The 26882-nt window shown below is 36.8% G+C and carries 16 protein-coding genes; 11 read left to right on the plus strand and 5 right to left on the minus strand.

All coding sequences use genetic code 11. From position 1 onward, the window contains the following. Positions 1–139 precede the first annotated feature (139 nt). The 4 genes from GQR38_RS14115 to GQR38_RS14130 all read left to right on the plus strand — a co-directional run bounded on the left by GQR38_RS14115 (position 140) and on the right by GQR38_RS14130 (position 5152). The gene (locus tag GQR38_RS14115; RefSeq protein ID WP_165722011.1) at positions 140–1153 is read left to right on the plus strand and encodes a patatin family protein; all 1014 of its coding nucleotides are present in this window, start codon (positions 140–142) and stop codon (positions 1151–1153) included. Between the two features lie 413 nt (positions 1154–1566). Next, positions 1567–2973, plus strand: coding sequence for an alanine/glycine:cation symporter family protein (locus GQR38_RS14120; protein WP_076924661.1), 1407 nt, complete (start codon positions 1567–1569; stop codon positions 2971–2973). Positions 2974–3111: 138 nt separating this feature from the next. Then, positions 3112–4161 (plus strand): patatin-like phospholipase family protein, encoded by a 1050-nt coding sequence (locus GQR38_RS14125; protein ID WP_165722010.1) that lies wholly within the window; start codon positions 3112–3114, stop codon positions 4159–4161. Positions 4162–4213: 52 nt separating this feature from the next. Further along, positions 4214–5152 (plus strand): DUF2971 domain-containing protein, encoded by a 939-nt coding sequence (locus tag GQR38_RS14130; protein ID WP_165722009.1) that lies wholly within the window; start codon positions 4214–4216, stop codon positions 5150–5152. 122 nt (positions 5153–5274) lie between these two features. Here GQR38_RS14130 and GQR38_RS14135 read toward each other — a convergent pair whose 3' ends face one another. Then, positions 5275–5838: a YSC84-related protein gene (locus GQR38_RS14135; RefSeq protein ID WP_165722008.1), complete on the minus strand. Its 564-nt coding sequence runs from the start codon at positions 5836–5838 to the stop codon at positions 5275–5277. A gap of 149 nt (positions 5839–5987) precedes the next feature. Here GQR38_RS14135 and GQR38_RS14140 point away from each other — a divergent pair, with 149 nt between their 5' ends. After that, positions 5988–7199 carry a tyrosine-type recombinase/integrase gene (locus tag GQR38_RS14140; protein WP_007583195.1) on the plus strand — a complete coding sequence of 404 codons (1212 nt, stop codon included), beginning with the start codon at positions 5988–5990 and terminating at the stop codon, positions 7197–7199. Continuing rightward, entirely contained in the window at positions 7199–8392 is a 1194-nt protein-coding gene (locus GQR38_RS14145) for a cation:proton antiporter (protein WP_002962135.1), read from the plus strand. The genes GQR38_RS14140 and GQR38_RS14145 overlap by 1 nt, the downstream gene beginning before the upstream one ends. Positions 8393–8576: 184 nt before the next feature. Here GQR38_RS14145 and GQR38_RS14150 read toward each other — a convergent pair whose 3' ends face one another. Then, positions 8577–11624 (minus strand): FAD-binding and (Fe-S)-binding domain-containing protein, encoded by a 3048-nt coding sequence (locus GQR38_RS14150; RefSeq protein WP_165722007.1) that lies wholly within the window; start codon positions 11622–11624, stop codon positions 8577–8579. 737 nt (positions 11625–12361) lie between these two features. Next, positions 12362–14737, minus strand: a complete 2376-nt coding sequence (gene ppsA, locus GQR38_RS14155) for a phosphoenolpyruvate synthase (RefSeq protein WP_165722006.1) — start codon at positions 14735–14737, stop codon at positions 12362–12364. Positions 14738–14894: 157 nt separating this feature from the next. Here ppsA and GQR38_RS14160 point away from each other — a divergent pair, with 157 nt between their 5' ends. After that, positions 14895–15704: a pyruvate, water dikinase regulatory protein gene (locus GQR38_RS14160; RefSeq protein WP_007583184.1), complete on the plus strand. Its 810-nt coding sequence runs from the start codon at positions 14895–14897 to the stop codon at positions 15702–15704. Positions 15705–15763: 59 nt separating this feature from the next. Here GQR38_RS14160 and GQR38_RS14165 read toward each other — a convergent pair whose 3' ends face one another. After that, a complete protein-coding gene (locus GQR38_RS14165) occupies positions 15764–17113 on the minus strand; it encodes a 3-deoxy-7-phosphoheptulonate synthase class II (RefSeq protein ID WP_008167282.1) in 1350 nt (449 codons plus the stop codon). A gap of 1004 nt (positions 17114–18117) precedes the next feature. On the opposite strand from GQR38_RS14165, the gene GQR38_RS14170 reads away from it, so the two are divergent. Then, entirely contained in the window at positions 18118–18993 is an 876-nt protein-coding gene (locus GQR38_RS14170; protein ID WP_165722005.1) for a DNA replication terminus site-binding protein, read from the plus strand. A 69-nt stretch (positions 18994–19062) separates the two neighbouring features. Here the strand turns inward: GQR38_RS14170 and GQR38_RS14175 are convergent, their stop codons facing one another. Continuing rightward, positions 19063–20277: a hypothetical protein gene (locus GQR38_RS14175; RefSeq protein WP_024591590.1), complete on the minus strand. Its 1215-nt coding sequence runs from the start codon at positions 20275–20277 to the stop codon at positions 19063–19065. 772 nt (positions 20278–21049) lie between these two features. On the opposite strand from GQR38_RS14175, the gene GQR38_RS14180 reads away from it, so the two are divergent. The 3 genes from GQR38_RS14180 (at position 21050) to GQR38_RS14190 (ending at position 26839) form a co-directional block, all read left to right on the plus strand. Continuing rightward, positions 21050–22288 (plus strand): AAA family ATPase, encoded by a 1239-nt coding sequence (locus GQR38_RS14180; RefSeq protein ID WP_007583176.1) that lies wholly within the window; start codon positions 21050–21052, stop codon positions 22286–22288. A 15-nt stretch (positions 22289–22303) separates the two neighbouring features. After that, positions 22304–23266, plus strand: coding sequence for a transcriptional regulator (locus GQR38_RS14185; protein WP_165722004.1), 963 nt, complete (start codon positions 22304–22306; stop codon positions 23264–23266). Between the two features lie 426 nt (positions 23267–23692). After that, positions 23693–26839: a DEAD/DEAH box helicase gene (locus GQR38_RS14190; RefSeq protein WP_010552907.1), complete on the plus strand. Its 3147-nt coding sequence runs from the start codon at positions 23693–23695 to the stop codon at positions 26837–26839. Positions 26840–26882: the final 43 nt, after the last annotated feature.

The raw sequence follows: 26882 nt of genomic DNA on the forward strand, positions 1-26882 counted from the left end.
TTTTTAGTATATATTTTGCTTTACATACCGTTCTGTTTTTTCAATCGAACTGATTTAAACAATCAATTTTAAGATATCACTTTTATTTTTTATAATGTGTGTATTAAACCAAACATCATTAAATAAAGGTAGGTTCACCGTGAAGTCTCTAAATAGCGCAACAGCTAATTCAGTTAACAAAACAGCGCAACCAAAAGTTGCACTGATTGCTGAAGGTGGCGGGCAGCGAGGGATCTTTACAGCTGGCGTACTTGATGCGTGGTTAGAGCAAGAATATGACCCATTCGATTTATTCATTGGCACCTCTGCAGGTTCGCAAAACTTAACTAGTTACTTAGCGCGTCAAAAAGGCTATGCAAAACGCCTAATTAGAGGGCTTTCGCGTAACAAACGTTTTTTTCAGCTTGGTCGCGGATTAGTGGGTAAACACATAGTTGATTTAGATTGGTACTTTGACAAAACCACTGAGGTAAAAAGAGCCATAGATTTTAAAACAGCTAAAACGAGTTTAGGCGCGCGTGAGCTACTTATAACAGCCACTAATGCACGAGACAGAAAAGCATATTACTTATCGCCAACAGGTGAGAGTGGCCAATGGCGTGATTTGTTAAAGGCTTCTAGCGCACTCCCGTTTTTATACAAACAAGGTGTAAAGTTAACACCTTGGTTAAATGCAAAAGCAGCGAACGAAATACACCTTGCTGAAGAGCAAGTACAGAGCGATTTTTATCTAGACGGCGGTTTAGCCGCTCCATTACCAGTGCGTGAAGCTTACAACCGAGGTGCTCGTAAAATTGTGGTAATAAGAACGGTTGACGCTAATTTTCAAGCGCAATCTGCATGGGTACAAAAGCTAAGAACATTTGCTATAGCATCAGGCTATTGTCCAAAAACATTGGACTACTTGATACAGCACGAGAAAGCGTATTTAGATGAGCTTGAGTTTATTGCAAATCCACCAAGTGATGTGGAAATAATACAAATTTTTGCAGACGAAAAACTGCATAGCAAATTATTAGGTAGTTCAAATAACGATTTACGTTTTGATCATAAATTAGGCTTAGATGCCGGTCGCTCATACTTAGCAATGCAAAATTTACAGATTAACAGCAACAACCATTACAGTGCACCTACACAATACAGCTATAACTAATTAAATATGATTACAAAAAAGCGCATAACTTTATGCGCTATTTTTTTGCCATTCTTAATCCTCATTACGCCTAAACCTTATTGCATCAAAATAAAAACTATTGCATCCCGCACCTATGCGCAAAACAAAATACTGAATCTTAAAAAGATATTATTGATTTTTTAACTAATCAATATAAAGTGTAGGTGTGATTTATTATTCATATTTATAGAAATAAAATTCAATGTTGAATGTGCTTACTTACAGATTATTAAACACCAATACACACTTAACTATCGGGTAGAGCCAAACTTAAACACTATTATGTTTAATGCATAATGAGCTGCCGGAGTTTTAAAGTTGAGTAGCGCTACATGCAGAGTTTAAAGTCGGTGCTAACATAAAGTAAAAGTATAAATAAAAAGGGATTAGTAATGTTCGATACCGTCGTCAAAAGTGTAAACAACCTTTTATGGGGAGAAGGTCAGGTACTTATTTATATACTTTTGTTTACAGGTATATGGTTTTCGGTACGACTAAAAGCAATTCAAATACTTAAATTTAAACATATGTTTAGCCTTTTAAAAGGCAGCAGCAAATGTAAAAAAGACGATATTTCCTCATTCCAAGCGTTGTGTACAGGGCTTTGCGCACGAGTAGGTACCGGTAATTTAGCCGGAGTGGCAGTGGCAATTTCACTTGGTGGCAGCGGCGCTATATTTTGGATGTGGGTAATAGCCATATTGGGTATGGCTACAGGCTTTGCCGAAAGCGTACTTGGGCAAGTATATAAAGTGCGCGATAGTGGCGGCGAGTTTAGAGGCGGCCCTGCGTATTATATTCAACAAGGTTTGGGTAGCCGAGCATTCGCAATTGTGTTTGCCGCATGTTTATTTTTAGGTTACGGCTTTACGTTTAGCGCAATGCAAACTAACACAATTACCGACGCGCTTAACTACGCGTTTGAAGTTCCTACATTTTATTCAGGTCTTGTTATTACCGTACTAGCCGGCTCAATTATACTCGGTGGCTTTAAAGCAATTGCCCGATTTGCAGAGCGTGTTGTGCCAATAATGGGCATTGTGTTTGTACTTGCCGCCGTTATTATTACGATTATAAATTTCACGCAAGTACCCGCCATGCTTAAAGATATATTTTTATCGGCGTTTGGTTTACAAGAAGCCGGAGCGGGTGCAATGGGCGCAGCCATTAAAAACGGTATTCAACGTGGTTTATATTCTAATGAGGCCGGTGCAGGTAGTGTCCCGCATGCTTCAGCAAGTGCCAGCCCAATTCCTAATCACCCTGTAACGCAAGGTTACATACAAATGCTAGGCGTATTTTTCGATACAATAGTACTGTGTAGCTGTACCGCGGTGATCATTTTATTAGCCGATATAGACATTAGCGGCGAAATGGAAGGCATTCGTCTAACACAAAGCGCGATGACCGCTCATTTAGCACAAGGTGGTGTTTACTTTGTCGCAGCTGCTATTACCTTATTTGCTTTTACATCGGTGGTGGCAAACTACGCCTATGCAGAGAGCAACTTGCACTTATTTAAGCTCGACAACAAAGTAGGGCGCGGCATTTACACTTTGCTTTATTTATCAATGATGTTGTGGGGCGCGTCGGCCACATTAAAAGAAGTCTGGGATTTAGCCGATATTGCCTTAGGGTTAATGACAGTGGTTAACGTTATCGCTATTATACTGTTAACGCCGACTATTTTGTCTGTTACGAGCGATTACCACGCACAAAGAGACAAAGGTTTAGAGCCCGAATTTAAAGTAAAAGATGTAAAAGTACAGGGCAAATGCGAAGACGGCATTTGGGACTAACTCACGTATTTTAAGCACACTTAACTATAAAAAGCGGTTTTATGGCAACATAAAGCCGCTTTTCATTTTGCATAAACATTCACTTTAAGTATTATGAAAATAACTAAAGCAACCAAAATAAAAGGCACAATTTTTTAGATGATCGAGATTCACGCAGGGAAAACAGCGGCTAAAATTATTAACGAACAGGGCTTTAAACCTGAACTTTTCACCTCTTTTTTAGGTGCAAGTGGCGGTCCTAAATGGTTTACATTATTTGGCTTAGATAAATATATTTTTGGTGAATTTTTTAAAAACCGTACCCAACCACTTAATTTAATTGGATCATCTGCTGGCGCTTTTCGCTCTGCGTGTTTTGCACAAAACGATCCTGTTGCTGCGATTGAGCGCTTAGCAAAATCGTATTCGCAAACTCGATATTCAAGTAATAAACCAACACCTAGTGAAATAACAATAAAAGCGCGCGCATTACTTGAAGATGTTTTTGGCGATAACGGCGTAACCGAAATTATAAATAACCCAACATTTAAAGCGCACTTTATAGTAGCAAAATCGAATGGCTTTATTGCCAGCGAAAATAAATTTATACAACTTATGGGCTTGTCAAAAAGTTATATGTTAAACCGCGTTAACCGAAAATTATTAGGCGCGCAGTATGAGCGCTTTATATTTGGCCCAGCAACAAGTGACTTATCAATTACCGACAGCTACAATTTTAAAACGCAAAACATAGCGCTTACTCAAAATAATTTAAAAGACGCGTTACTTGCATCGGGTTCAATACCACTTGTTATGCAAGGCATAAAAAATATTGCAGGCTCGCCGGAAGGAATATATCGCGATGGCGGAATAATTGATTACCACTTTGATTTAAAAATTAATAACTCAGGACTTATTTTATATCCGCATTTTAATTCAGAGCCAAAAGCAGGGTGGTTCGATAAAAATTTAAAACGTAAAGTGTCACCACTTAATTACGATAACGTAGTGATGATCACCCCATCAAAAGAATTTGTAGCAAGCTTACCTTACGGAAAAATCCCAGACAGAAACGACTTTACCGATCTTGATGCAGATACACGTATTAAATATTGGAATACTGTTTTTAGTGAAACTGAAAAATTGGCTGAGGCGTTTGATAAAAATTTAGAAAATAAATCATTTAGTACTATAGATATAATGGGATAGGATTATTTATTTAGTTACATGTTATAAATAAGGAAATTAAAAAGGAAATTTTATGAAACTATACAAATATTTATCTACTGATGCCGCTATGGCATTTTTAAAAGAACCTACACTCAGACTAAGTCAAAACAACAGTCAAAATGACCCTTTTGAAGTTTTATCTACAGAAATAGATTTAAATAGAATAAAAGATGTAACTCAAGAGACTGTAAAAATTTGTGGGAGAGAATTTAAGTCGCACAGAGATATAAACCCATATTTAGATTTATATGGCTATGTGTCTTTAAGCAAAAATAAAGAAAGTATGCCAATGTGGGGTAACTATGCAACCAATAGTAAAGGTATATTAGTTGAGTTTGAAGTTGATGAAGAAGATGCATTTTCTATTTTTGATATAGATAAAACTAATGCTATTGAAGCTTACCTGAGTGACAATGTTATTTATAATAGAGAACGAAGCTATAGCAAAACTATAAATGATTTTTCGGATGAAGAGATTAATAATTTTTCGAAACATTATTTCTTTAGTAAACATGAATCTTGGAAGCACGAGGAAGAATATAGGTTTGCACTACCATTTACAAACTGCAATAAAGTTATAACACTTGGAAATTCAAATGAAACCAAAGATAAGCTGAGGTCACTGGGTTATAAAGGTGATTTAAGAGAAGAAATTAATGATCTATCTAACCTGTTTTATCTTGCAGGGGCTTGCGAAAGTAGCCTTTCAAAATGGAATTCGGTTTGGCGAAATTACGAAGCTTATCAAGTGATGTTCTTAATTAAAATTAATCCAAGTAAAATATCTAAAATTTACTTAGGAGTAAATTCAGATGTACAGAAAATGAAAGAAGTAATAATAGAGGGGACTAAGTTAGCAACAGGAAATAGAGGAAGATTTTATAATAGCTTTGAACAAAAGTTTACAGATGTCTATAGATGCAAACTTGACAGCAATCTATTTAAATTGAAATATGAAAAACTCATGTGAAAAGCTTTATTATAGCAAGGTGCATTACCGCCCATAAATTACGTTATGTTAAATTGCACTGGTTTTAATAAAGCGAGCGTGATTATACAAAGCAGCTCGCTTTTAGGAGAGTAATTTGGTGGTTAATTAAGCTCTGAATCAACCCAAAACTTAGTTCCTTTTAATACAGCTTGTAGTGCAAGGCCATTTTCGGTTACAGAATATACAGTTACTTGATCTGCAATCGCTTCGGCAACCAATGCACCGCCTTTATCTTCATATTTAGCTGCTGCATCAGCGTTTCCGCCAAAAGCCCAACCATGTTCAATAAATCTATTTAGTGCAGCTTGGTTATGAAAAACCATTACAACGTTAAAATCTTTTACACCTAAACCAAGTCCTAAACCGGCTTCACCCATATTCATGTAAGTCGATTTACCAGTAAGGTTATTTTTAACTACGCCGTAACCGCCACCAAAACTGGCTAAAACAACATTTACGTTCGCGTTATCAAAAATAGCGTAACCAGCAGAGTTAGCAATTTGTTTTTTAACGTCAGGTTTTTCAGCGTATAATTTATCTAATGTGTTTGCTTTCATACTTTGTACAAGTGAACGTTTTTCGCTTGGTGATGCACTACCTGTAGTAGCACACCCAGTTAATGCAACTGTTAAAGTAAGTACGCTTAGTATAATTAGTTTTTTCATAATGTTTTCCTTAATAAGATATAGCAACCAACAACCATAGAATAATCACGGTATTAAAATAATTAGAGCTTTACTATGTCCAATACTAGACAGTATCGGACTTTAACGTTATTCTGTAAGTCTATTATTTAATTGAATATTTATACATTATGCTTGTTGCTTTGGTTGATACGTTAAAACAATTAAGATATCAAATTGCCCATCTAGATGACGGTACTCTCAATTCAGAATACCCAGAACTTGCATCCTTTATACAGGAAATTGGCTTGACTGTAACTGAATCAAAAGCCGATCTGACATTCTTGTATCAGTTTTTATATGTTTATGGCCGAAAATCAGAAGCTACTTATAGTCGTTTTCGAAATGAGCTTGAACGCTTTTATTTATGGTCATGGTTAATCGCAGAAAAATCAGTATTCGATTTAAAACGTGAAGATATTGAAGCTTACGTTGATTTTATGGTTGAACCCGATAAAGCATGGGCTGCAACTTCAGTGCAATGGCGTTATAAAGATGAACAAGGAATTCGTCGATTAAACCAAAATTGGCGCCCTTTTATGCTTAAAGAATCCATTGCTAGTCAGCAAACTTTATCGTCTATGTTTACAGCATTAAATGTGTTTTATAAGTTTGCCTTACTAGAAGAAAAAACATTTGCTAACTTTGTCCCTGTTGTTAAAAAAAATAGTCCGTACTTAGTTGTTCAATCACAAATTCAAATTCCAGACACATTAAGCGATATTCAATGGGAATACGTTTTTGGTGTAACGCGTGATTTATGCGAACATAACCCTGATTTAGAGCGAAACTTATTTACGCTTGCCTGCTTAAAAGGTCTTTATTTACGAATTTCAGAATTATCTGAGCGCCCACAATGGTCGCCGGTGATGTCTCATTTTTGGCAAGATAATGATGGTTTTTGGTTTTTACGGATAATGGGAAAAGGTAATAAATTACGAGATGTAACCTTAAGCGATGATTTTGTTGAATATTTAAAACGTTATAGACTATACAGAGGTTTACCTGCCCTTCCCCGTGTTGATGAATCAGATCCCTTGGTTCATAAAATTCGCGGGCAAGGTGGTATGACCGTAAGGCAAATTAGGCGTTTAGTACAACAAAGTTTTGATTATGCACAGCAATCATTACTTGATGATGGTTTTAAAGATGATGCTGAACAACTTGGCGCTGCAACTGCGCATTGGCTTCGTCATACTGGTGCAACACATGATGCACAAACCAGACCGCTCAAACATTTATCAGAAGATTTAGGTCATTCTAAAATTGCGACTACCGATCAAATTTATATTCAAACAAATATTAAAGAGCGAGCAAAATCAGGACTTAAAAGGAAAATTTAATGGAGTATTTAGTAATAGCATTTATAGGCGGATTATTTTTAATTTATTCTTTAACACTTCGCCAGTTAGAAAAAACAGAAGTAACAGGCCCAATGTTTTTTGTTGTTGGCGGAATATGTTTAGCTTCAATGCTACCCAACGAAGGGCATAAAATAAAAGAAGGCGTTGATCTTTTATTACCATTTATAGAGCTTACGCTAAGTATATTTTTATTTTCTGATGCAGCTAAATCAAAGCTAAGTGTATTAAGGCATAGTTTTCAGTATCCTAGTTTACTGTTGTTTGTTGCCCTACCCTTAACTTTGTTACTCGGTATTGCTGTTGCTTTATTTTTCTTTGCTGAGCTTTCACTTATTCAAGCGGCTTTGCTCGCTATTATTTTAACGCCTACCGATGCAGCTTTAAGTAAAGGGCTATTAGCAAGTACACAAGTACCTGAAAAAATACGCGAAGGAATAAATACTGAAAGTGGTTTGAACGATGGATTATGCGTACCCATATTTTTAATATTTATATTACTCGCTAAAAATCCTGATTCAGCTATTACCGCAACACAAACATTAAGTGTGTTTGGACGAGAGCTTGGCTTGGCTTTATTAATAGCTATTACAAGTATTGCTGTTTTTATACCGAGTTTAAACTTTGCAATGAAACGTCATTACTTTGCACAAAATACCAGTCCATTTTTATTACTCGGTTTTGCAATGGCTGTATTTTCTGTCACTCAGTATTTTCATGGCAGTGGTTTTATTGCGGTGTTTATTGCAGGCTTGTTATTTGATAAATTTTCGACCGAAGAAGTTAGAACAGAATTAATTGAAGACTCAGAGCACATAGCAGATTTCACATCGTTAATGATTTGGTGCTTGTTCGGGTTTGTTTGTGCTTACTTAGTTATTCCTAAATTAAATACTGAAATTATAATTTACGCTTTGTTAAGTACAACATTGATTAGAATAATTCCAGTTATGCTGTCTCTGCAGTTTACGGCATTGAGTATTAAAGAGCGTTTTACATTTGCGTGGTTTGGGCCAAGAGGATTAGCATCAATTGTTTTTACATTGATGGTGATAGATACGCAAATAGAAAACAAATATCAAATAGCGACAATAGCAATGACGACTATTCTGTTTAGTGTATTTATACATGGTATTAGCACTAAACCTATTGCTGATAGTTTTGTTAAAAAATAATTATTTAAACTAGGTAAATTAAGAATACGTATTAAAAAAGGCGTAACGGTTATTTTCATCACTGATGAAGTTAATCGTTGCGCCTTTTTTTATTTAATAAATAATTTACTAATTTGTATTTAGATAAAAATATTTAAGTACTCTTATATAAGTGATCTTATTTAAGCACTCTTATTTTATAAAGTTATTTAAGAACCTGTGCTAGTAATTCAATTGGGTGTTTTGGTTTAAACTTTTCAAAACGTTTAACTTGGCTACGACAAGAAAATCCCGTAGATAAAAGTTGCTCAGGTTTATTTTTATCTACAATTGGTTTCCAGCTCATTTCGTAAAGCGCACGTGAGTTATCTTGATTTTGTGCTTCGTGGCCATAAGTTCCCGCCATTCCACAACAACCTGTATTTGTTGTTTTTAATGTTAAACCAATATCATTGAAAATTGTTTGCCATACATTTGCTGCTTTTGGCAGCGCAGTTGTTTCAGTACAATGACTCAGTAATGTAAATTCGGTATCGGTATTTTGCTTTGCGCTTAGTGATTTAAACGATTGTGTTTCTAGCCATTCATGAGCAAGCTGCACATTAAATTCGCCACGGTTATTTTCTAAAATTGTATTATATTCATCGCGATAACACATAACGAGTGACGCATCTAAACCGACTAACGGTGCATTAATATCATTTAATTTATTTAAAAACTCGGCTGCATTTTTAGCTGTAACTTTAAATTCATGCAAAAAACCTTTTACGTGTTGCGGTTTACCATTTGGTTTAAAAGGTAATAGCATTGGTTTTTTGCCAAGTTGGGTTATTAAAGTAATAAAACTTTCTACTAATTCGGCTTCGTAAAAGCTCGTAAATGGGTCTTGTACTATTAATACATATTCACTTTGTTGCTCTGCATTTAATTTATTTAATAAGTCAAAATCGAATTTTTGTATTTTAGTAACACGCTTTGAAAGTGCAGGAATACTTAACTGTGGTGTATCAACATAGCCAACCGTTTTTTTAATAACATTACTAACTAATGATGTTTTAACAATTGGATTTATAACTTTAGCGAACTTTGCCATTAATGGCGCGCTATTTTCTATGTTACCAACAAGGTAATCTTTTAGCGGGCGTGCATAATAACTATGATAATAATTTAAAAAGCGCGAACGAAAAGTGGGTACATCTACTTTAATTGGGCATGCAGTTGTACATGCCTTACACGCTAAACATTCATCCATTGACGCCTTTACTTCGTGAGAAAAGTCGTAAATACCTTTTCGTTTTTCGCGGCTATGAACAAAACGTTCCCACCAGGTAATGACTTCACCTTTGTTAAGTTGTTTTTCTACTTCGAGCAAATCTACATTTTTTGACTCTTGTAGACGAAGCCATTCGCGCATTAAACTTGCGCGTCCTTTTGGTGAATTACGGCGATCGCCAGTTACTTTATACGATGGACACATAGGTGAATTTTCATCGTAATTAAAGCATATGCCATTACCATTACAGGTCATTGCATTGTTAAAACTGGTTTTAACTTCTATTGATATTTGCTTATCGAAGTGCGATCTCTTTTGTCCATCTACACTAACTAGTGAGTCTTCACTATCGATAGGAGTACATATTTTACCGGGGTTAATGCGATTGTTAGGATCGAAAGCTGTTTTTATTTTTCGAAGTTGCGTATATAAATGCTCACCAAAAAACTCAGGGCTATATTCACTACGGTAACCTTTACCGTGCTCGCCCCACATTAAACCGCCGTACTTAGCGGTTAGTTTTACGACCTGATCTGAAATAGTTCTAAGTAGTTTTTCTTGTTCTGGGTCACACATATCAAGTGCTGGGCGTACGTGTAAAACGCCCGCATCAACATGGCCAAACATACCATACTGTAAATTATGACTGTCGAGTAATGCTCTAAATTCGACAATATAATCTGCTAAATTTTCAGGCGGTACAGCGGTGTCTTCTGCAAAGGCGAGAGGTTTTTGGCTGCCTTTTACATTACCTAATAAACCCACTGACTTTTTACGCATTGCGTAAATTTTTAGTATATCGCTTTTATCACTGGTTAACTGATAACCAATAACGCCATTAGTTTGATTTTTTACGCATTCATCTAGAAGCTTACAAAGCGTGTCTACTTTGTCTTTTATATCATCGTTTGATACTGCATTAAACTCGACCATGTTAAGGCCTTGCATATCTTTATTTGGTACGTCGGTTATTAAGTCCGATACTAAATTCCAAATGATATCTTCACGCGCTAAGTTTAAAACTTTGCTATCAACGGTTTCTACCGATGTTGCACGTGCATCGACTAAAAATGGTGAATGACGAAGTGCTGAGTCAAAACTATCATACTTAATATTAATAAGCGTTTTGAATTCGGCAATATGCGTTAGGTTTAATTTTGCTTCAGTTACTATACCTAATGAGCCTTCTGAACCCGTTATTAGTCGGCTCATGTCAAAGGTAAGTAAGTCATCACTTAGTACATGCTCTAGGTCGTAGCCGGTTAAAAAACGATTTAACCGTGGAAACTTAGCTAAAATAGCAGCGCGTTCATTAACTGATATATCTAAAACTGTTTTATATAAACTACCAATTAGTGAGTCTTGATTCGCTATAATTTGTGCTTTGTCGATGTCTATTGGGGAGGTGCACATAGGTGTGCCATCAACTAAATAAGTTGTTAGCCCTAAAACATGATCGCTCGTTTTACCGTAAACTAACGAGCCTTGCCCCGATGCGTCAGTACTTATCATGCCACCAATAGTTGCCCTGTTACTGGTAGATAAATCGGGTGAGAAGAAAAAGCCATAAGGTTTTAAAAAGTCATTAAGTTGATCTTTTATTACGCCGGTTTGAACGCGTACCCAGCCTTCTTCTACATTTATTTCGAGGATTTCGCGCATATAGCGAGACAAATCTACAACAATACCAGGTGTTAACGATTGTCCGTTAGTGCCTGTTCCACCGCCACGAGGACCAAAAGTTAATGATAAAAACGGGTCGCGAGATGCTGTTTGCAATGCGAGCTGAATATCTTTTTCACTTTTTGGAAAAATAACACCTTGCGGTATTTGCTGATACACACTGTTATCGGTTGAAGCGGTAATACGCGTTGCATAACTTGCGTCGGTATCTCCGGTAAAACCTTGGTTTGCAATGGTATTTAGGTAGTTTGCGACAAGTTCTGTCGCGGCATCTTGCTGTGTAATTGTTGCTATCATGACGGCGATATTTTAGGGCATTTGACTAATTATATCATGGTGATGGCGAATAGAAATTGAAGATTTTACAGTTTGTAACACTCTTTTAGTCGATTTTAATGCAGCTTAAATTATACTCAAGTTAACAAGTAATGAGGTGTGTTATATGAAAAAATTACTATTACAGATCAGTGGCGTGTTATTTATTTTGCTAGGATTATTTTTTGCGGTTGTACCTAGGGCGTGTTGACCTTTCGTTGTTGAATTTGCAGCAGTATGTTTGGTTTTTAGGCAAGGCAGAGCCTATGTAGTGTGGTTACTCCCCATAAATAGGCGATAACGCAGCATAAATACCAAACATGCGCTGCCCAATGGGTTCTTTCTAGGGACGATTAACTCTTTGTTGCCTACATGGATGTAGGTAAGGGGCGTGAGCAGGACGCGGAAGCTTTGCTCGGTTTTTACTTAGCCCACTAGGTTACAAACCTCGCGCCGCGATTTAATCGCCCCTAGATTGAACAAATTTCAATCCACAAAGATCAACACGCCCTTAGCCTTCACTTATATTTTTTATGGCGGGTTTATTGTGTTTTTCGTTTTACTACCCTAAAGCGCGACATTATTTATCACTTTGTCAAAAGACGTTAACTAAATCATGTGCTTATTTAGATAAAAAATTAGCCCGTTAATTTACTTTTAATTGAGCATAAAAAAATGCCAGCAATACATTGCTGGCATTTTTATAGCCTACATATTTATCACTTTGCTAATTTTTTAGCTAGGTATAACCATGTTTCTATTACTGTATCTGGATTTAGTGAAACAGAGTCAATACCCTGCTCTACTAACCATGCTGCAAAGTCTTCGTGATCTGAAGGCCCTTGGCCACAAATACCTACGTACTTTCCTTTTGCTTTAGCTGTTTTAATTGCCATAGAAAGTAGCTTTTTAATTGCAGGGTCACGCTCATCAAATAAATGTGCGATTAAACCAGAATCACGGTCAAGACCAAGCGTTAACTGTGTTAAATCGTTAGAGCCGATAGAAAAACCATCAAACATTTCTAAAAATTCATCTGCAAGTAATGCATTTGAAGGTAGCTCACACATCATGATTACTTTAAGACCATTATCGCCGCGTTTAAGGCCATGTTCTTCTAGTAATTCAATTACGCGTTTGCCTTCTTCAAGGGTACGTACGAATGGGATCATGATTTCTATGTTAGCCATATCCATGTCATTTCTTACGCGTTTTATAGCTTCACATTCTAATGCAAAACAATCGCGGAAGTCTTCAGAGATATAACGTGCGGCACCACGAAAACCAATCATTGGGTTTTCTTCTTCTGGCTCGTATTGCTGACCGCCAACTAGGTTTGCGTATTCGTTAGATTTAAAATCAGACATACGAACAATTACACGCTCTGGTGCAAATGCACACCCTAGAGTAGAAATACCTTCAACCAGTTTTGTTATGTAAAACTCTACTGGTGATTCGTAACCGGCAATCATGTCAGTAATTTCTGCTTTTAATACATCTGTTTGAGCATCAAAATTTAATAACGCTTTAGGATGAACGCCAATCATACGGTTGATAATAAATTCAACTCGCGCAAGGCCAACACCTGCATGCGGTAAGCGTGCAAAGTCAAATGCACGATCGGGGTTACCCACGTTCATCATAACTTTCATTGGTAGTTCTGGCATTTTATCAACGCGTGACGTTAGTATTTCAAAATCTAAAATACCTTCGTAAATAAAGCCGGTATCGCCTTCGGCGCACGATACTGTTACTTCTTGGCCCGCTTTAATTAAATCAGTTGCGTTGCCACACCCTACCACTGCCGGAATACCAAGTTCGCGTGCAATGATTGCCGCGTGACACGTACGTCCACCACGATTTGTAACAATCGCTGCTGCACGTTTCATGATTGGTTCCCAATCAGGGTCGGTCATATCGGTAACTAAAATATCGCCTACTTGTACCTGATCCATTTCTTTGATTGAATCAAGAACACGAACAACACCGCTACCAATTTTATGACCAATTGCACGGCCTTCAACAACAACGTTGCTTGTACCATTTAATTGAAAGCGTTCCATTACGTTAGAGTCTTCGTTTGAGCGTACAGTTTCTGGACGTGCTTGAACTATATATAGTTTGCCGTCGTTACCGTCTTTTGCCCATTCGATGTCCATAGGACGACCGTAATGTTTTTCGATGATTACAGCTTGCTTGGCAAGTTCTTGCACTTCTTCATCTGTAATCGAAAATTTATTTGAAAGCTCAGGGGCAACATCAACGATGTCTACTTGCTTACCGTGTGCTTTATCTTCTGAGTAAATCATTTGAATGGCTTTAGAGCCAATGTTACGACGTACTACTGAAGGTTTATTTTTAAGGAGTGTTGGTTTATGAACATAAAACTCATCAGGGTTAACTGCGCCCTGTACAACCATTTCACCTAAGCCGTAGCTTGATGTAATAAATACAACGTCTTCAAAACCAGACTCTGTATCAATGCTAAACATTACGCCAGATGCTGACTTATCTGAACGTACCATGCGCTGAATACCCGCTGATAGGGCCACACCACGGTGATCGTAACCTTGGTGAACACGATATGAGATTGCACGGTCGTTAAATAATGAAGCAAATACGTGTTTAATAGCGACCATGACTGAATCGATACCAACAACGTTAAGGAAAGTTTCTTGCTGGCCTGCGAATGATGCATCTGGCATATCTTCAGCAGTAGCTGATGAACGTACTGCGAATGATACATCTGCTGCAGTATCGCCATGGAGTTGGCTATATGCGTCGCGAATGGCTTGATCTAGGTTTGGTTGGAATGGTGTGTCGATTATCCATTGGCGGATGTCGGCACCGACTTTAGCGAGTGTATTTACATCATCAACATCGAGTGTATCTAGAATGTTGTGAATTTTTGCTGTGAGTCCTGATTGATCTAAAAACTCATTAAAAGCATCTGCGGTAGTTGCGAAACCACCCGGTACTTGTACACCAGCGTTTGCTAGGTTTGAAATCATTTCACCAAGTGAAGCGTTTTTACCGCCAACTCGAGGAACATCTTGCATACCAAGCTCTTGATACCAGAGAACGTATTCTTGCACGGATCTTTCTCCAAAAAAAACAAATTGTAGGTCTAACTGTGAGAGTTAAGAAAGAAAACCTTTTATAAAGGTCATCATCATTCTACACTGGCAATAGTCCTCACGTAAACCGTGAGAAACCCATTTTAGGGATTTAAACGCAATAAAAAGGTTAATTATGAGAACTGCTTTTTATATATCAGATGGAACCGCTATTACTTCAGAGGTATTTGGGCATGCGACTTTGTCGTTGTTTCCTATCGATTTTAATCATAAAACAATTCCATTTGTAGAAACTGAAGAGAAAGCGCACGAAATTAAAGCATTAATTAATGCAACCGCTGCAAAAACAGGCGAAAAGCCATTTGTTTTTTTTACTTTTGTTAACCACAATTTAAGTGAAATTATAAAATCGGCTGATGCAGTCACGTATGACTTTTTAACTACATATAGCGAAAAAATAGAAAAAGAACTCAATGTAGCCCCAGTTCCTAAAATGCATCGTACGCATTCTATCCACGAAAAAAGTTATGATTTTAGAATTGATGCGGTTAACTATGCACTTATGAATGATGATGGCGGAAATATTAAAAACTTTTCTGAAGCAGACATCATTTTAATTGGTGTTAGCAGAAGTGGTAAAACACCGACAAGCTTATACTTAGCACTGCAGTACGGCATTAAAGCAGCTAACTATCCTATTACAGAAGAAGATTTAGATAATGAAGGTTTGCCTAAATGTTTAGTCCCTTATAAACATAAGTTATTTGGACTGACGATTGACCCTGAGAGGCTTGCGGCTATAAGGCATCGACGTATGGCGAACTCTAAGTATGCTTCAATTAAACAGTGTCGTATTGAGGTCCGCGAAGTGGAAATGTTGTATAAGCGTCATAAAATTGCTTACTTTAATTCTACGCATCATTCTGTTGAAGAAATATCTGCAAAAATATTGATAGAAACAGACTTGGAGCGACGTAAGTACTAACTTACTCATCAAAGAAATAAAAAAACCGCAACTAAGCGGTTTTTTTGTATCAATAAATATTATTTACGTGCGTCTTTTAGTAAATCAGCTACTAAAAAGCCTAACTCTAATACTTGGTCGGCATTAAGGCGTGGATCACACTGCGTTTTGTAACGCTGTGCTAGGTCATCGTCAGATAAACCGTAAGCACCGCCAGTACACTCTGTAACGTGCTGGCCTGTCATTTCTAGGTGAACACCACCTGCGTATGAACCTTCAGCTTTGTGTACAGCGAAGAACTGACTGATCTCGCGCATAATATTGTCGAAGTTACGTGTTTTGTAACCTGATGTCGCTTTTTCAGTGTTACCGTGCATTGGATCTGAGCTCCAAATTACTTTACGGCCTTCTTGTTGAACTCTTCTTACTAGTGCTGGAAGTTTTTCAGGAAGTATATCTGCACCCATACGCGTAATTAGCGTTAAACGACCAGGAATGTTATCTGGGTTTAATGCATCAATTAAACGAATTAGGTCATCTGGGTCCATACCTGGGCCAACTTTAACACCAATTGGGTTTTTAATGCCTTTAAAAAATTCAATATGTGCATGGTCTAGTTGACGAGTACGTTCACCAATCCAAACAAAGTGAGCAGAACAATCGTACCAATCACCAGATAAGTGGTCGCGACGAGTAAGCGCCTCTTCGTAACCAAGTAGTAACGCTTCGTGAGAAGTGTATAAATCGGTTTCCTTTAAGCTTGGCGCAATTGTAGAGTTAATTCCGCACACTTCCATAAACTCTAGTGCGTCTTGAATTTTATCAGCAAGTTGTTGGTATTTTTCTTTAAGTGGATTTGCAGCAACAAAGCCCATGTTCCAACGGTTTACCTGGTGAAGATCGGCAAGGCCACCTTGTGCAAAAGCACGTAATAAGTTTAACGTAGCGGCACTATGATGGTATGCAGTCATTAAGCGTTGTGGATCGGGTATACGTGCTTCTTCTGTAAACTCGATATTATTAATAATGTCGCCACGGTAAGATGGTAAAGACACGCCATTAATTGTTTCTAAGTCTGCTGAACGAGGTTTAGCGTATTGACCAGCCATGCGCGCTATTTTAACTACAGGGCATTTACCGCCGTAAGTTAAAACAACAGCCATCTGTAAGATTGTTTTGAATGTATCGCGAATGTTAGCGGCATTAAAATCGCTAAATGATTCTGCACAGTCACCACCTTGAAGTAAAAAAGCACGCCCTTCGCACACATCTTCAAGTTGTTTGAATAGGCTTCTTGTTTCTTCAGCAAAAACTAAAGGTGGTGCCGTTTTTAATTGGCTTTCTACTGATTTAAGTATTTCTTGATCCGGGTACTGTGGCTGCTGCAGTATTGGCAGCTCTCTCCAGCTATTTGGGTTCCACGATTGCATAATTTTTCCTCATTCCTACATTACCTGATAAGAAGAAATTAACGTATGCAGGCCCCTATGTTCAAGGACTAAATTCACTATTTTCCAATTATTTAGTTATGAGTTAAGTATAATAGTAATCTTACTTAACCTAGATGGTTATATAACATACACTTTAGTTTTATTTCGAAGAAACTAAAGTGTTTAAATACATGAGTTTAGAGCTAACTATTTACAATTTTAACGCATTGAGAATAAATAGTACATAAGGGTATGTTATACGTAATTTAGATAGGAACACATCATACTTAAACGGCAGCTTCTGTAACCTTAACTTTACGCGGGTAATTAATTAAAAGCTATCAAATGCTATGTGCAGACCTTAATGTATGATAAGAGCGTTTGTGGTAATCATTTATCTGCGCTTTAAATCCTAGACGCATAGTCTAGGATAGCACTCGTATGCAGGACTATATTCACAAGTGCCACAACTTAAAGGCGTGGTAGGCCATTAAGTTTTCTCTTCAAAGTGATAGTGCTAATTTACAATTAATCATGATTAAAGCCCCTACTGCTAGAAGTACCTTTAAAGGGGAACTGATATCAAAAAGCATTTGTAGTCATTGTAACCTTTAGGCTGATCACCGTACTCCCAACACGGTGTAATATTAGTCAGTAATTATAAATAATAATGAATGCTAAGACGGTTAGATAAATATATGAAAATTATATAACTCCGCTTAACTCATTTTTCTAAACTTAGTTTTACCACCTACTACGTAGATAATCTAGCACTTGGCGTATTAGCCTTTTTATATACGACAAAGTAAAAACTCCAATGTCATATGAATTAGTAAGGAGTTTCAATCTTTCTTCATTTATATATCCCCACTACAAAGAACACATCATACTTAATTTAAGTATAATATTACTATAAGCACCGAGTACTATTTGTTATTTATTTAGACAAAGCAAAGTGCATGTAATAATATAAGGCTAGTAAGATGTGTTCTTTGAGGTGTGTAATGGTAACTAAGGTACAAATTAGAAGTCAGTTTGATTTAATGAACGAATTAACTTTGAGGTTGATTGAAGAACTAAAAGAGTGTGAATTCTCCAAAGCGGAATATTATCAATTACCAGATGTAAGTAGTCTCGATGAGAGTAAAGTTCCAGAATCTATACTTGTTTCTAAAATCACTGGAGTACCTGCTCAAAAAGCAATCCTAAACTCTTTTTCAGACATGTATAAAAAATCAGGATTAAGCAGTCGTGTTTTAAAAAGACACCCTGGTTTGCTCGTCATTAAAAATGCAGATAAACAAGCTTTAAATAATCGTATAGCTCAAGTAAATAAAGCTAAAACTACGTTTAAAGAATGTATTTTAGCTATTGATAGCAACGATGCTCGATTTGAAGCAGTTCACAATGCTATACCAAATTTAATAACGCTTGCTGCATATCGTAAAATTCATAGTGAAAGCGAATCGCCATTTTCGGTTAGGTTTACTTGGATGCACAAACACGCAACTAAAACGCTGACTAAAAAAATGGCTCTCGAAATGCTCGACAAATCGGCCAGTTATCGAAATCCAAGAATGATAGATCAAAAAAAATGGCAATCACTTGTAGCTCAAGAACAATTACGGGTTGCTAGTTTAGGCGAAAAGGAAAAACTTAGAATTCGCCGCCCTACTCGAGTGAGTCCACAGGTCAATGTGAGATATACGGCGCAAAATCGCTATCATGTGAGTGCTGCATTACCCTTTATTCTAATTAATCCAGAACCAGACGTAAAATTAGGTATATTACCTGATTATCAAAAACCCGAAACTCACCCTCGTAAGCGCGAGTATGATTTTTTGGTTGATAGGTTATATTTAGAACAGGTTGAGCGGTAGTCATTATGTTAAAAAGGCCACATAGTGTGGCCTTTTTAGTTATCCGTACAGTATTTAAAATAACGGTTATTATTTTTCTACTATTTCTTCAATTTTATCTTCATCAATCAGTACGGCATTTTCAACAATGCGTTTACCGCCTTGGATTTCAATGCGTTTATTGTGTTTGTTCAATGTAAGTATTTCATCGCAAAACTGATCAGACGGGTGCATTTCGTATGTGTAATCGATAATGTTACCGGTTTTGTCATCTTTAACATTTGTAATGCTGTATTCTGATATTGCACCTTTTTCAATCAAATCTTTCATTGTGGTGGTCATATCACGACGAAGTGCTTTTAATTTATTTTCGGTAATATCATCAGTTGAATAAATAGATCCGTATTTTTCCATAATAGAAAGTAATCTAAAATGGTACGTTTTACCTGGTGCTGCATAACGCCAAAGGTGATACAAACGAAGCATCATCCAACGCGATAATCCACGTTTTAATTCTTGAGCGCTATTAAAGTAATACCCTTTGTATTCAAGGTTATCAATCATGTTATGAACAAATGCATTTAAACAGGCAACACATTTTACATTGCCACCCTGACCTTTTTTGCCACTAAAATGCAGTGACGATAAAAAGTTCATGTTTGACTCGTAAAACGAATCATCTATATCAGAATTTTTAGTATCTGTTGCCGAATATTTAAATGAAAGTTTAGAACCTTGCAATGCTTCAAGTGACTCTTTTATTGCAGGATATGGCATTGACTGCCCTACCGCTTTGAGTTCTTGTGCTAATTCGTTCATAGAAAAAACAACCGCGTATTGAATACCGGATTTAAAATTAATTTTAACTATTTTGCCTTTAGAAGCTAAACGAATAAGTGCTCGCTCTACTTTTTCTTCTCTATCTGATGGCCAAACAAGGTATTCAACATCTTCGCCATCTTTGCGTGTACTTACAACAGCTGGCGTTATTTTTATTTCGCCATCGTACAAAATACCATCTACTTTTTCAGATATTTTACGCGTAATAATTGTTTTTTTAGGCGCTTCTTCAAGTGGCAATTTTTTATAGCCCGAGCGAACAAAGCGTCCCCACAAATCATAGTGATTAAACGTGTTTGAATATGCACGTAATCCATGTGCTGCGTTTTCAATAGAAATTCGCACGTCTTTGTTGTCTGTAAATAGTGCTAAACTTTCGTTATCTATTGCACTTTCCACCCCGTGGATTTGGCCCCTAAGTGTATCGGGCAAGTTATCTACCGAGATGTTGACCTTTCGGCTCATTGTTCTTATTTCCATTTTTATTGCGACAGCTAATAACAACACATTAAGCAACAAAAGTTAAATGTTTAAGTTAGTATAAAAGTGATCTGACTTTAAATAAAACGTTTGGATCACTATTATACTAAGTGATGTACATTACTTACGATTTCAGATCATATTTATACTAAGTGGACTATCACAAATCTAATTTTTACTAACTCAGCTGTTATTTTGTCCATTACAATGGCTTAATTTTAAAATTAAGCACGACAAATACACCAAAAAATATATTCCCCTGTGGATAAAGCCTTATCGAGTTAGAATAGATCTGATCTGTACCAAGTACAGATCAGATCTATACTAATTAAAAGCGTATTTTGATGTTGCGACTAGTGCATAACTTTATAATTTACTTAGTAAAAAACTGATCTGCAGGGCTCTTTTTGTTCATAACTTCATGCGTAACCTGTGCATAACTCTATATTTAAAATAGACCTTAGTAAAAAGCTGATCCGCAGGTAGATAAAGATCTGATCTTAACCAAGTATAAACCTGATCTGCTTTTTTAAATATTATTCATATAAATCATAATGTTATGTGCTTTTTTTACACCCTTAACCTTTATTACCTATATATTTAACCACCTTTAAACTTCTTTATTTATACTAAGCAATATTAAAGGTGTAAAAATATTTTTAGATGTCTTGTTTTTAAAATGCATGTCGTCTTAAATAGTTGTTTACAGCTATTTGAATGGACATTATACTAACTGCCTAACTTTGAGGAAGAAAGTATGTCTATCAACAATAACGCATTAAGTACCTATCGGCTTTTGAAAGCCACAGCTGAAGTTGCTGAAAAATCATTAGAAGGACGTATTCAGCACTACCGTGCCCATCTTAAATCAGAAGAAAAAGAATTAAGAACGTATACACAAAAAGCAGCTGCTGATTTATTAGGTTGTAATAATCGTACTTTAAAAAGACGTCATGATAATGGCGACTTCGATGATTTAAACATAAAACGCGGTGCTAACGGTCACTATGCTTACACATTAGTAAATATTTTTGCTATGGCCGATATTATGGACATTAAACCAGATCATCGTACTGGTGATGACAAACTGCAAGTTATTGTAATTAATTCTCTCAAAGGCGGCTGCGGTAAAACTACCAGTATGGTTAATATAGCGGCAGCGCTTGCAACTACAAATATTAAACGTTATCGCATTGGTATTATAGATTTAGACCCACAAGGCTCTTCTTCAAGCTTTTTTCCTTCAAGTGAGCACGATCCGATTACTGTTGGTGATTTAATGCGTGATTGCATAGATTTAGACGAGGGTGAAACATGGCCTGAATTTGTGTCTAACTCATTTTTACCAACGCATATCCCAAATATTCGTGTATTACCATCGGGTATGGATGACTTTTACTTTGAGCACGAAACGGCAACATTGCTCAAAGATACCTCAAATTATGAGCAAACTCGCCATTACCACAAGTTACTTGAGAAAGTAATTGATCCCGTTAAAGACGAGTTTGATATTATCTTAATTGACACAGCACCTACCCTTAACTTTATGTTTTATAATGCATTAATGGCCTCTACTGCGATGCTTATTCCTGTTCATCCGGAAGCTGTAGATTTTGATGCTAATAACAAATATTTAAAACGACTAGGTGAGATTTACCATACAGTTGCAGCACTTGGCCATGAGGGCTGGGACTTTATGCAATTTTTAGTGACCAACTATGTGAAAGGTAATCACTCACAGCGCGATATCGTTAAAGATGTTCGTAGTGCATTTGGTCGCCAAGTAATGAGCTACCCAATCAATCACAGCTCCGCGATTACCGCTAGTTCATCGTCTTTCAACACTATTTTTGATCAAAAAGCATCAGACAGCTTAGCAAGTCGTGAGTCATTAATGCGCGCTCAAGAAAATATTAAAGATGTGGTCGATGAGCTAGAAATGCTTATTCGTTCAAATTGGCAGTCAACTCAATCAACACTCAATACCCCTAAGTAAGGATGTTAAATAAAAATGGCTAAAAAACGTAAAAATGACACCCGCTTAGATCCATTTGCAACTGCTGTAGGCAGCAGTAGTCTTGATGCATTACTAGAACAAGCGAATGCTGGCGATGTAATTAGAATGCCTGCACCGAGTGACCCTGCTCGTCAAATTACGCTTGTTTGTAAAGTGATCGCACATGCTGATATTGAATCTACCACTGGTGTATATGGCAAAAATCGTCGTGTACAAGCACTTCTAAACGAAAAGTCAGTATCAGACATTCTTCCTGCAATTCGTGAGGATGGCCGAAATCAACATCCTGCCCTACTTTGGGATCAAGGTGACAAAAGTTTAGTTCTGGCAGGTTCACGTCGTCGTATGGCCTGTATTTTAGGTAACGCAGATTATTTAGTACTTAGTTCAAGCGATTTTACTGATCAAGATGCAAAAATTTTAGCGGTATCTTCAGATCAATACATTGCTCCTAGTTTATGGGAGCTTGGCCAAGCATACCAACAAACTAAAAATGAACTTATTGAGCAAGGTAAAAAAGGATCTTACAGAGAGATTGCCGCGGTAGAAGGTGTATCGCATACTGCAATTGCAGATGCAATTAAAGCTTATGAGCAAATTCCTGCTGATGTCATTGCGCTTTACCCTACTGCTAATCACGTAGGTCGCGAAGTCGCTAAAAAGCTTGTTAACGCAAAGGAGCGAGACGAAGAGGCGTTTAATCAACTTGTTAGTGCCCTTGCTAGTGATGAAGAGTTAAATGCGATTACAAGCGACGACAAGCGTGCAATGGCGATCACTAAATGCCTAACTTCAGAGCCACAAGTAGCTGTTAAGCGCGAAGCTGTACTAGAAAATAACTTTATATCGGTTCAACGCAATTTAAAAAGCGGTGATGTCTCTATCAAAATTGATAATAAAGTAATGACAGACAAGCGCTTAGAGCAATTAACTAAGTTATTAAGTGCCTTTAATTAGTTAGTTAAATAATGATCTGTCAGGCATATTTACTTAGTTAAATAGTGATCTGGCAGATTGTTTTGTTAGTAAAAATCTGATCTTTACTGGCCTATTTCCTCTTTAAATAATCATATTCCTTCTTCAAGATCACTTTTTTACTAACTAATCTCCTCTTTTTAGCTACATTCCTTCATTTATTATTATTGTTAGTAAAATCGTGATCTGTAATGCCTACTTTTATGTTTCTAACTATATGTAACTTCTACCATTGCAGTTGTTTTAAATATTATTTTGTAAAATTGGATGCTTATTTTTACTTACAAACCGATTTTTTACTAAGTTATCAGCTCCAACCAGTTTATATCTTGTTAATAGTGCTTTAGCTCAGAGCACATAAGGCATATACTGGCAGGATTATTTTTAAAATTTAATGCTTAGAGTGACATGTCTGCTAACTTATCAAAAAATGATTTAATGGCTATTTTTGAAGAAATTAAAAATGAGCAGGCTACCCAGTTTCCTCTGTCTGAACGCTTTATTAAAAAACTTTTCCGTGAAAATGTTTTAGATAAAGGAAAAGAATATTACAAGAAAGGTCAAATTACTTGGCTAGAACACACCCCTAATTTTTCTGTAGTCGACTCTACTGTACAAGTGGATAATGGATCATCGTTTAATCAACGTATTGAGATCAGTAAAGTACCAACTGGTTATTCTGTTGATACGCATTGTACGTGTAATGCAAAAACTAAATGCCGACACTTAGCTGCTATTTTATTTAAGCTCAAAATAGAGCACTCTGGTGAATATGGTGAAGATTACTTTATTAATGACTGGTTTAGCGAATTAAGCGCACTTAAAAGTGGTGATCAAAACACGCCATCGCAAGTATTATTATTTGTATTAGATATTGAAAATAACAAAGTATTCTTAACACCTAAAATAGCGAATGTTGAGACTAAAAAGAATTACACGCTAGGTCGAAACCTGACCGAGCAGCAGTTAAATAGTTTTGTAACGCCGAGTGACTTACTCGAAAGTGATTTTAGATTATTTAGTTGGATACGCTCACAAAATGCAGTGGGAAGTATTGAGCTAAAAGGCCAGTGGGGTTTTAGTGCCTTACAACAGTTGATAGCTACAGAACGCCTGTTTTTCCAGCGTTCTCGAGTGCCAATTAAGGCGCAATCGGGCCAAGCATTAAGTTTTAGTTGGGAGCAAGATAAAGATCTCTCACAATTAGTTATTAAGCTTGAGCAAACACAAAACTGGGCTTTATTAAAAACAACACCACCTACTTACCTCGATTTAGATCATTTAAAAGCGGGCCGTCTTCGCACCCCATTGAGTGCAGACGAAATAGCACATTTACAAACTATGCCTGCTTTGCATGACGCTAACTTTGATAGAATATACAAGCAGCTTGCCGATAACTTTGGTGCAGGTGTAATACCCCACCCTACTAATTTACAGCCAACATTGCCTAAAATCTCTAGTAATGCTGTTTTAAAAGTAACTATGGGCGATCAAGGTTTATCTCTTTCGTTGTTATTTAAGTATAAAAATAAAAACTATTTAGCAGGTGCTGCACCTGCAAGTACGATTAATAGTGCATTTGAAAATACTGTAACTAACGAGCTAATTAACTTAGGATTTGAATTTTGTAAAGGGGGTTTACAAAGTGAACTGGTATTTACAAAGCAGTCTTCAATCCATTTGCATTGGCTAATATACGAAGTATTCCCTGGCTTTAAGCAACGCGGTTGGCAAGTAAGTGTAAGTAAAGTAACGAGTCCTAATCCGCAGTGTGAAGTTAGTTTACATGTACACCGCGCAGCAGGGCATCAAATGCACTGCAAAGTATTGCTATGTGATGCTAAGGCATCGCTGTTGTTTACTAATACTGACCCGCTATATCAGTCATTAAATCGCCAAAGTGAACTATTTTACTACTATCCGCTTGGTCGTGAATTTGGGGTTATTAATAAGTCAGCAATTAACTTATTAAATGAATTTAAAGAGCGTTTTGAATTTGTAAAAACACGAGACGAATTTAATATTCCGCTTTCGTATTTACCTGAATTAGTAAAGCACACTGCTATAAACGTAGAGCTTCACGACGACTCATTAGAGCTATACTTACAAGAGCTAAATAGTCCCGATAAAGCAATTACTAAGGTTTCATTACATGGCTTAAATGACTCAGTAACACTTCGTGAGTACCAACAGCAAGGTGTTGACTGGCTTAGCTTTTTAAAACGTCACCAATTAGGTGGTATTTTAGCTGATGACATGGGCCTGGGTAAAACCTTGCAAGTTATTGCATTTTTAGCCAGTACATTTAACCGCCCGCAAGCGGGCCCTACACTTATAGTGTGTCCAACTAGTTTGGTGAGTAACTGGAAAAACGAAATTATTAAGTTTGCTAAAAGCTTAAAAGTCACCACTATTTTTGGTTCAAACCGTAACGATCCTTTACAGCACTTAGCGCAAGCGCAGTGTATACTTACTACATATCCACTTTTAAAGCGTGATATTGCATATTATTCGCCATTATATTTTGAAAATATAATCCTCGACGAAGCACAATACATTAAAAACGATACCGCACAGGTTTCGCGATTAGTTAAACGCTTAAATGCCGACTTTAAACTTTGTTTAAGTGGTACTCCAATCGAGAATAATTTACTTGAGCTTAAATCGTTACTCGATTTTGCTATGCCATCGTTACTTGGGTCTCAAGCCCACTTTAAGCAGCACTTTCAAACGCCTATTGAGCGTGAAGCTGATATGGAGAGAGCTGAGCAGTTAAAAGCGTTAATTATGCCTTTTATAATGCGCCGCACTAAAGCACAAGTAGCGCAAGAGCTGCCTGAAAAAACAGAGCTAACTAAAGAGTTTGAGTTTGAGCCTAAGCAAAAAGAAATGTATCAAGGTATTACACGTTCATTAGAAGAGAAGCTAATAGACTTATTTGCCGAACAAGGCGCACAAAAAAGTAAACTTGCATTTTTAGAGGCACTTTTAAAGTTAAGGCAAATTTGTTGCCACCCTAAATTAATAGATCCAGACACTCAAGCAGGCTCAGCTAAGCTTGAATGGTTAACAACACACTTACCGCTTATGTTAAGTCTCGGTCGTAAAATTATTATATTTAGTCAGTTCACATCGGCACTTGATTTAATAGCCCAACGCCTTGAAGAAATAAACATTAACTTTAGTATGCTTACGGGCCAAACGCGCCACCGAGATAAAGTAATCGACGAGTTTACCAGTGGTAAAACATCTGTGTTTTTAATTAGCTTAAAAGCCGGCGGTACAGGCCTTAACCTTACACAAGCCGATACAGTTATTCACTTTGATCCATGGTGGAACCCTGCTGTAGAAAAGCAAGCGACTGATAGAGCTTACCGTATTGGCCAAACTAACCCTGTATTTGTGTATAAGCTCATAATGAGTAATTCAATAGAGCAAAAAGTATTTAAAATGCAACAAGATAAACAAGCCCTTGTAGATGCGTTATTTACTGATAAATCAATGAGCTTTACAAAGTTTGATGAACAACAAATGTTATCGCTAATTAAAAACTAAATTGATTTAAAAAGTTTTGATCTTTTTATGAACTTAATTAAAA

This window comes from Pseudoalteromonas sp. c7(2019) (assembly GCF_011378625.1).
Classification (GTDB): domain Bacteria; phylum Pseudomonadota; class Gammaproteobacteria; order Enterobacterales; family Alteromonadaceae; genus Pseudoalteromonas; species Pseudoalteromonas arctica.

What these genes read in the sequence shown, in the direction of transcription:
- GQR38_RS14120 (WP_076924661.1), top strand. Translation starts at nt 1,567, where the DNA reads ATGTTCGATACCGTCGTCAAAAGTGTAAACAACCTTTTATGGGGAGAA.
- GQR38_RS14150 (WP_165722007.1), bottom strand. Translation starts at nt 11,624, where the DNA reads ATGATAGCAACAATTACACAGCAAGATGCCGCGACAGAACTTGTCGCA.
- GQR38_RS14175 (WP_024591590.1), bottom strand. Translation starts at nt 20,277, where the DNA reads ATGAGCCGAAAGGTCAACATCTCGGTAGATAACTTGCCCGATACACTT.
- GQR38_RS14185 (WP_165722004.1), top strand. Translation starts at nt 22,304, where the DNA reads ATGGCTAAAAAACGTAAAAATGACACCCGCTTAGATCCATTTGCAACT.
- GQR38_RS14160 (WP_007583184.1), top strand. Translation starts at nt 14,895, where the DNA reads ATGAGAACTGCTTTTTATATATCAGATGGAACCGCTATTACTTCAGAG.
- GQR38_RS14170 (WP_165722005.1), top strand. Translation starts at nt 18,118, where the DNA reads ATGGTAACTAAGGTACAAATTAGAAGTCAGTTTGATTTAATGAACGAA.
- GQR38_RS14190 (WP_010552907.1), top strand. Translation starts at nt 23,693, where the DNA reads ATGTCTGCTAACTTATCAAAAAATGATTTAATGGCTATTTTTGAAGAA.
- GQR38_RS14145 (WP_002962135.1), top strand. Translation starts at nt 7,199, where the DNA reads ATGGAGTATTTAGTAATAGCATTTATAGGCGGATTATTTTTAATTTAT.
- GQR38_RS14165 (WP_008167282.1), bottom strand. Translation starts at nt 17,113, where the DNA reads ATGCAATCGTGGAACCCAAATAGCTGGAGAGAGCTGCCAATACTGCAG.
- GQR38_RS14130 (WP_165722009.1), top strand. Translation starts at nt 4,214, where the DNA reads ATGAAACTATACAAATATTTATCTACTGATGCCGCTATGGCATTTTTA.
- GQR38_RS14140 (WP_007583195.1), top strand. Translation starts at nt 5,988, where the DNA reads ATGCTTGTTGCTTTGGTTGATACGTTAAAACAATTAAGATATCAAATT.
- GQR38_RS14125 (WP_165722010.1), top strand. Translation starts at nt 3,112, where the DNA reads ATGATCGAGATTCACGCAGGGAAAACAGCGGCTAAAATTATTAACGAA.
- GQR38_RS14135 (WP_165722008.1), bottom strand. Translation starts at nt 5,838, where the DNA reads ATGAAAAAACTAATTATACTAAGCGTACTTACTTTAACAGTTGCATTA.
- GQR38_RS14180 (WP_007583176.1), top strand. Translation starts at nt 21,050, where the DNA reads ATGTCTATCAACAATAACGCATTAAGTACCTATCGGCTTTTGAAAGCC.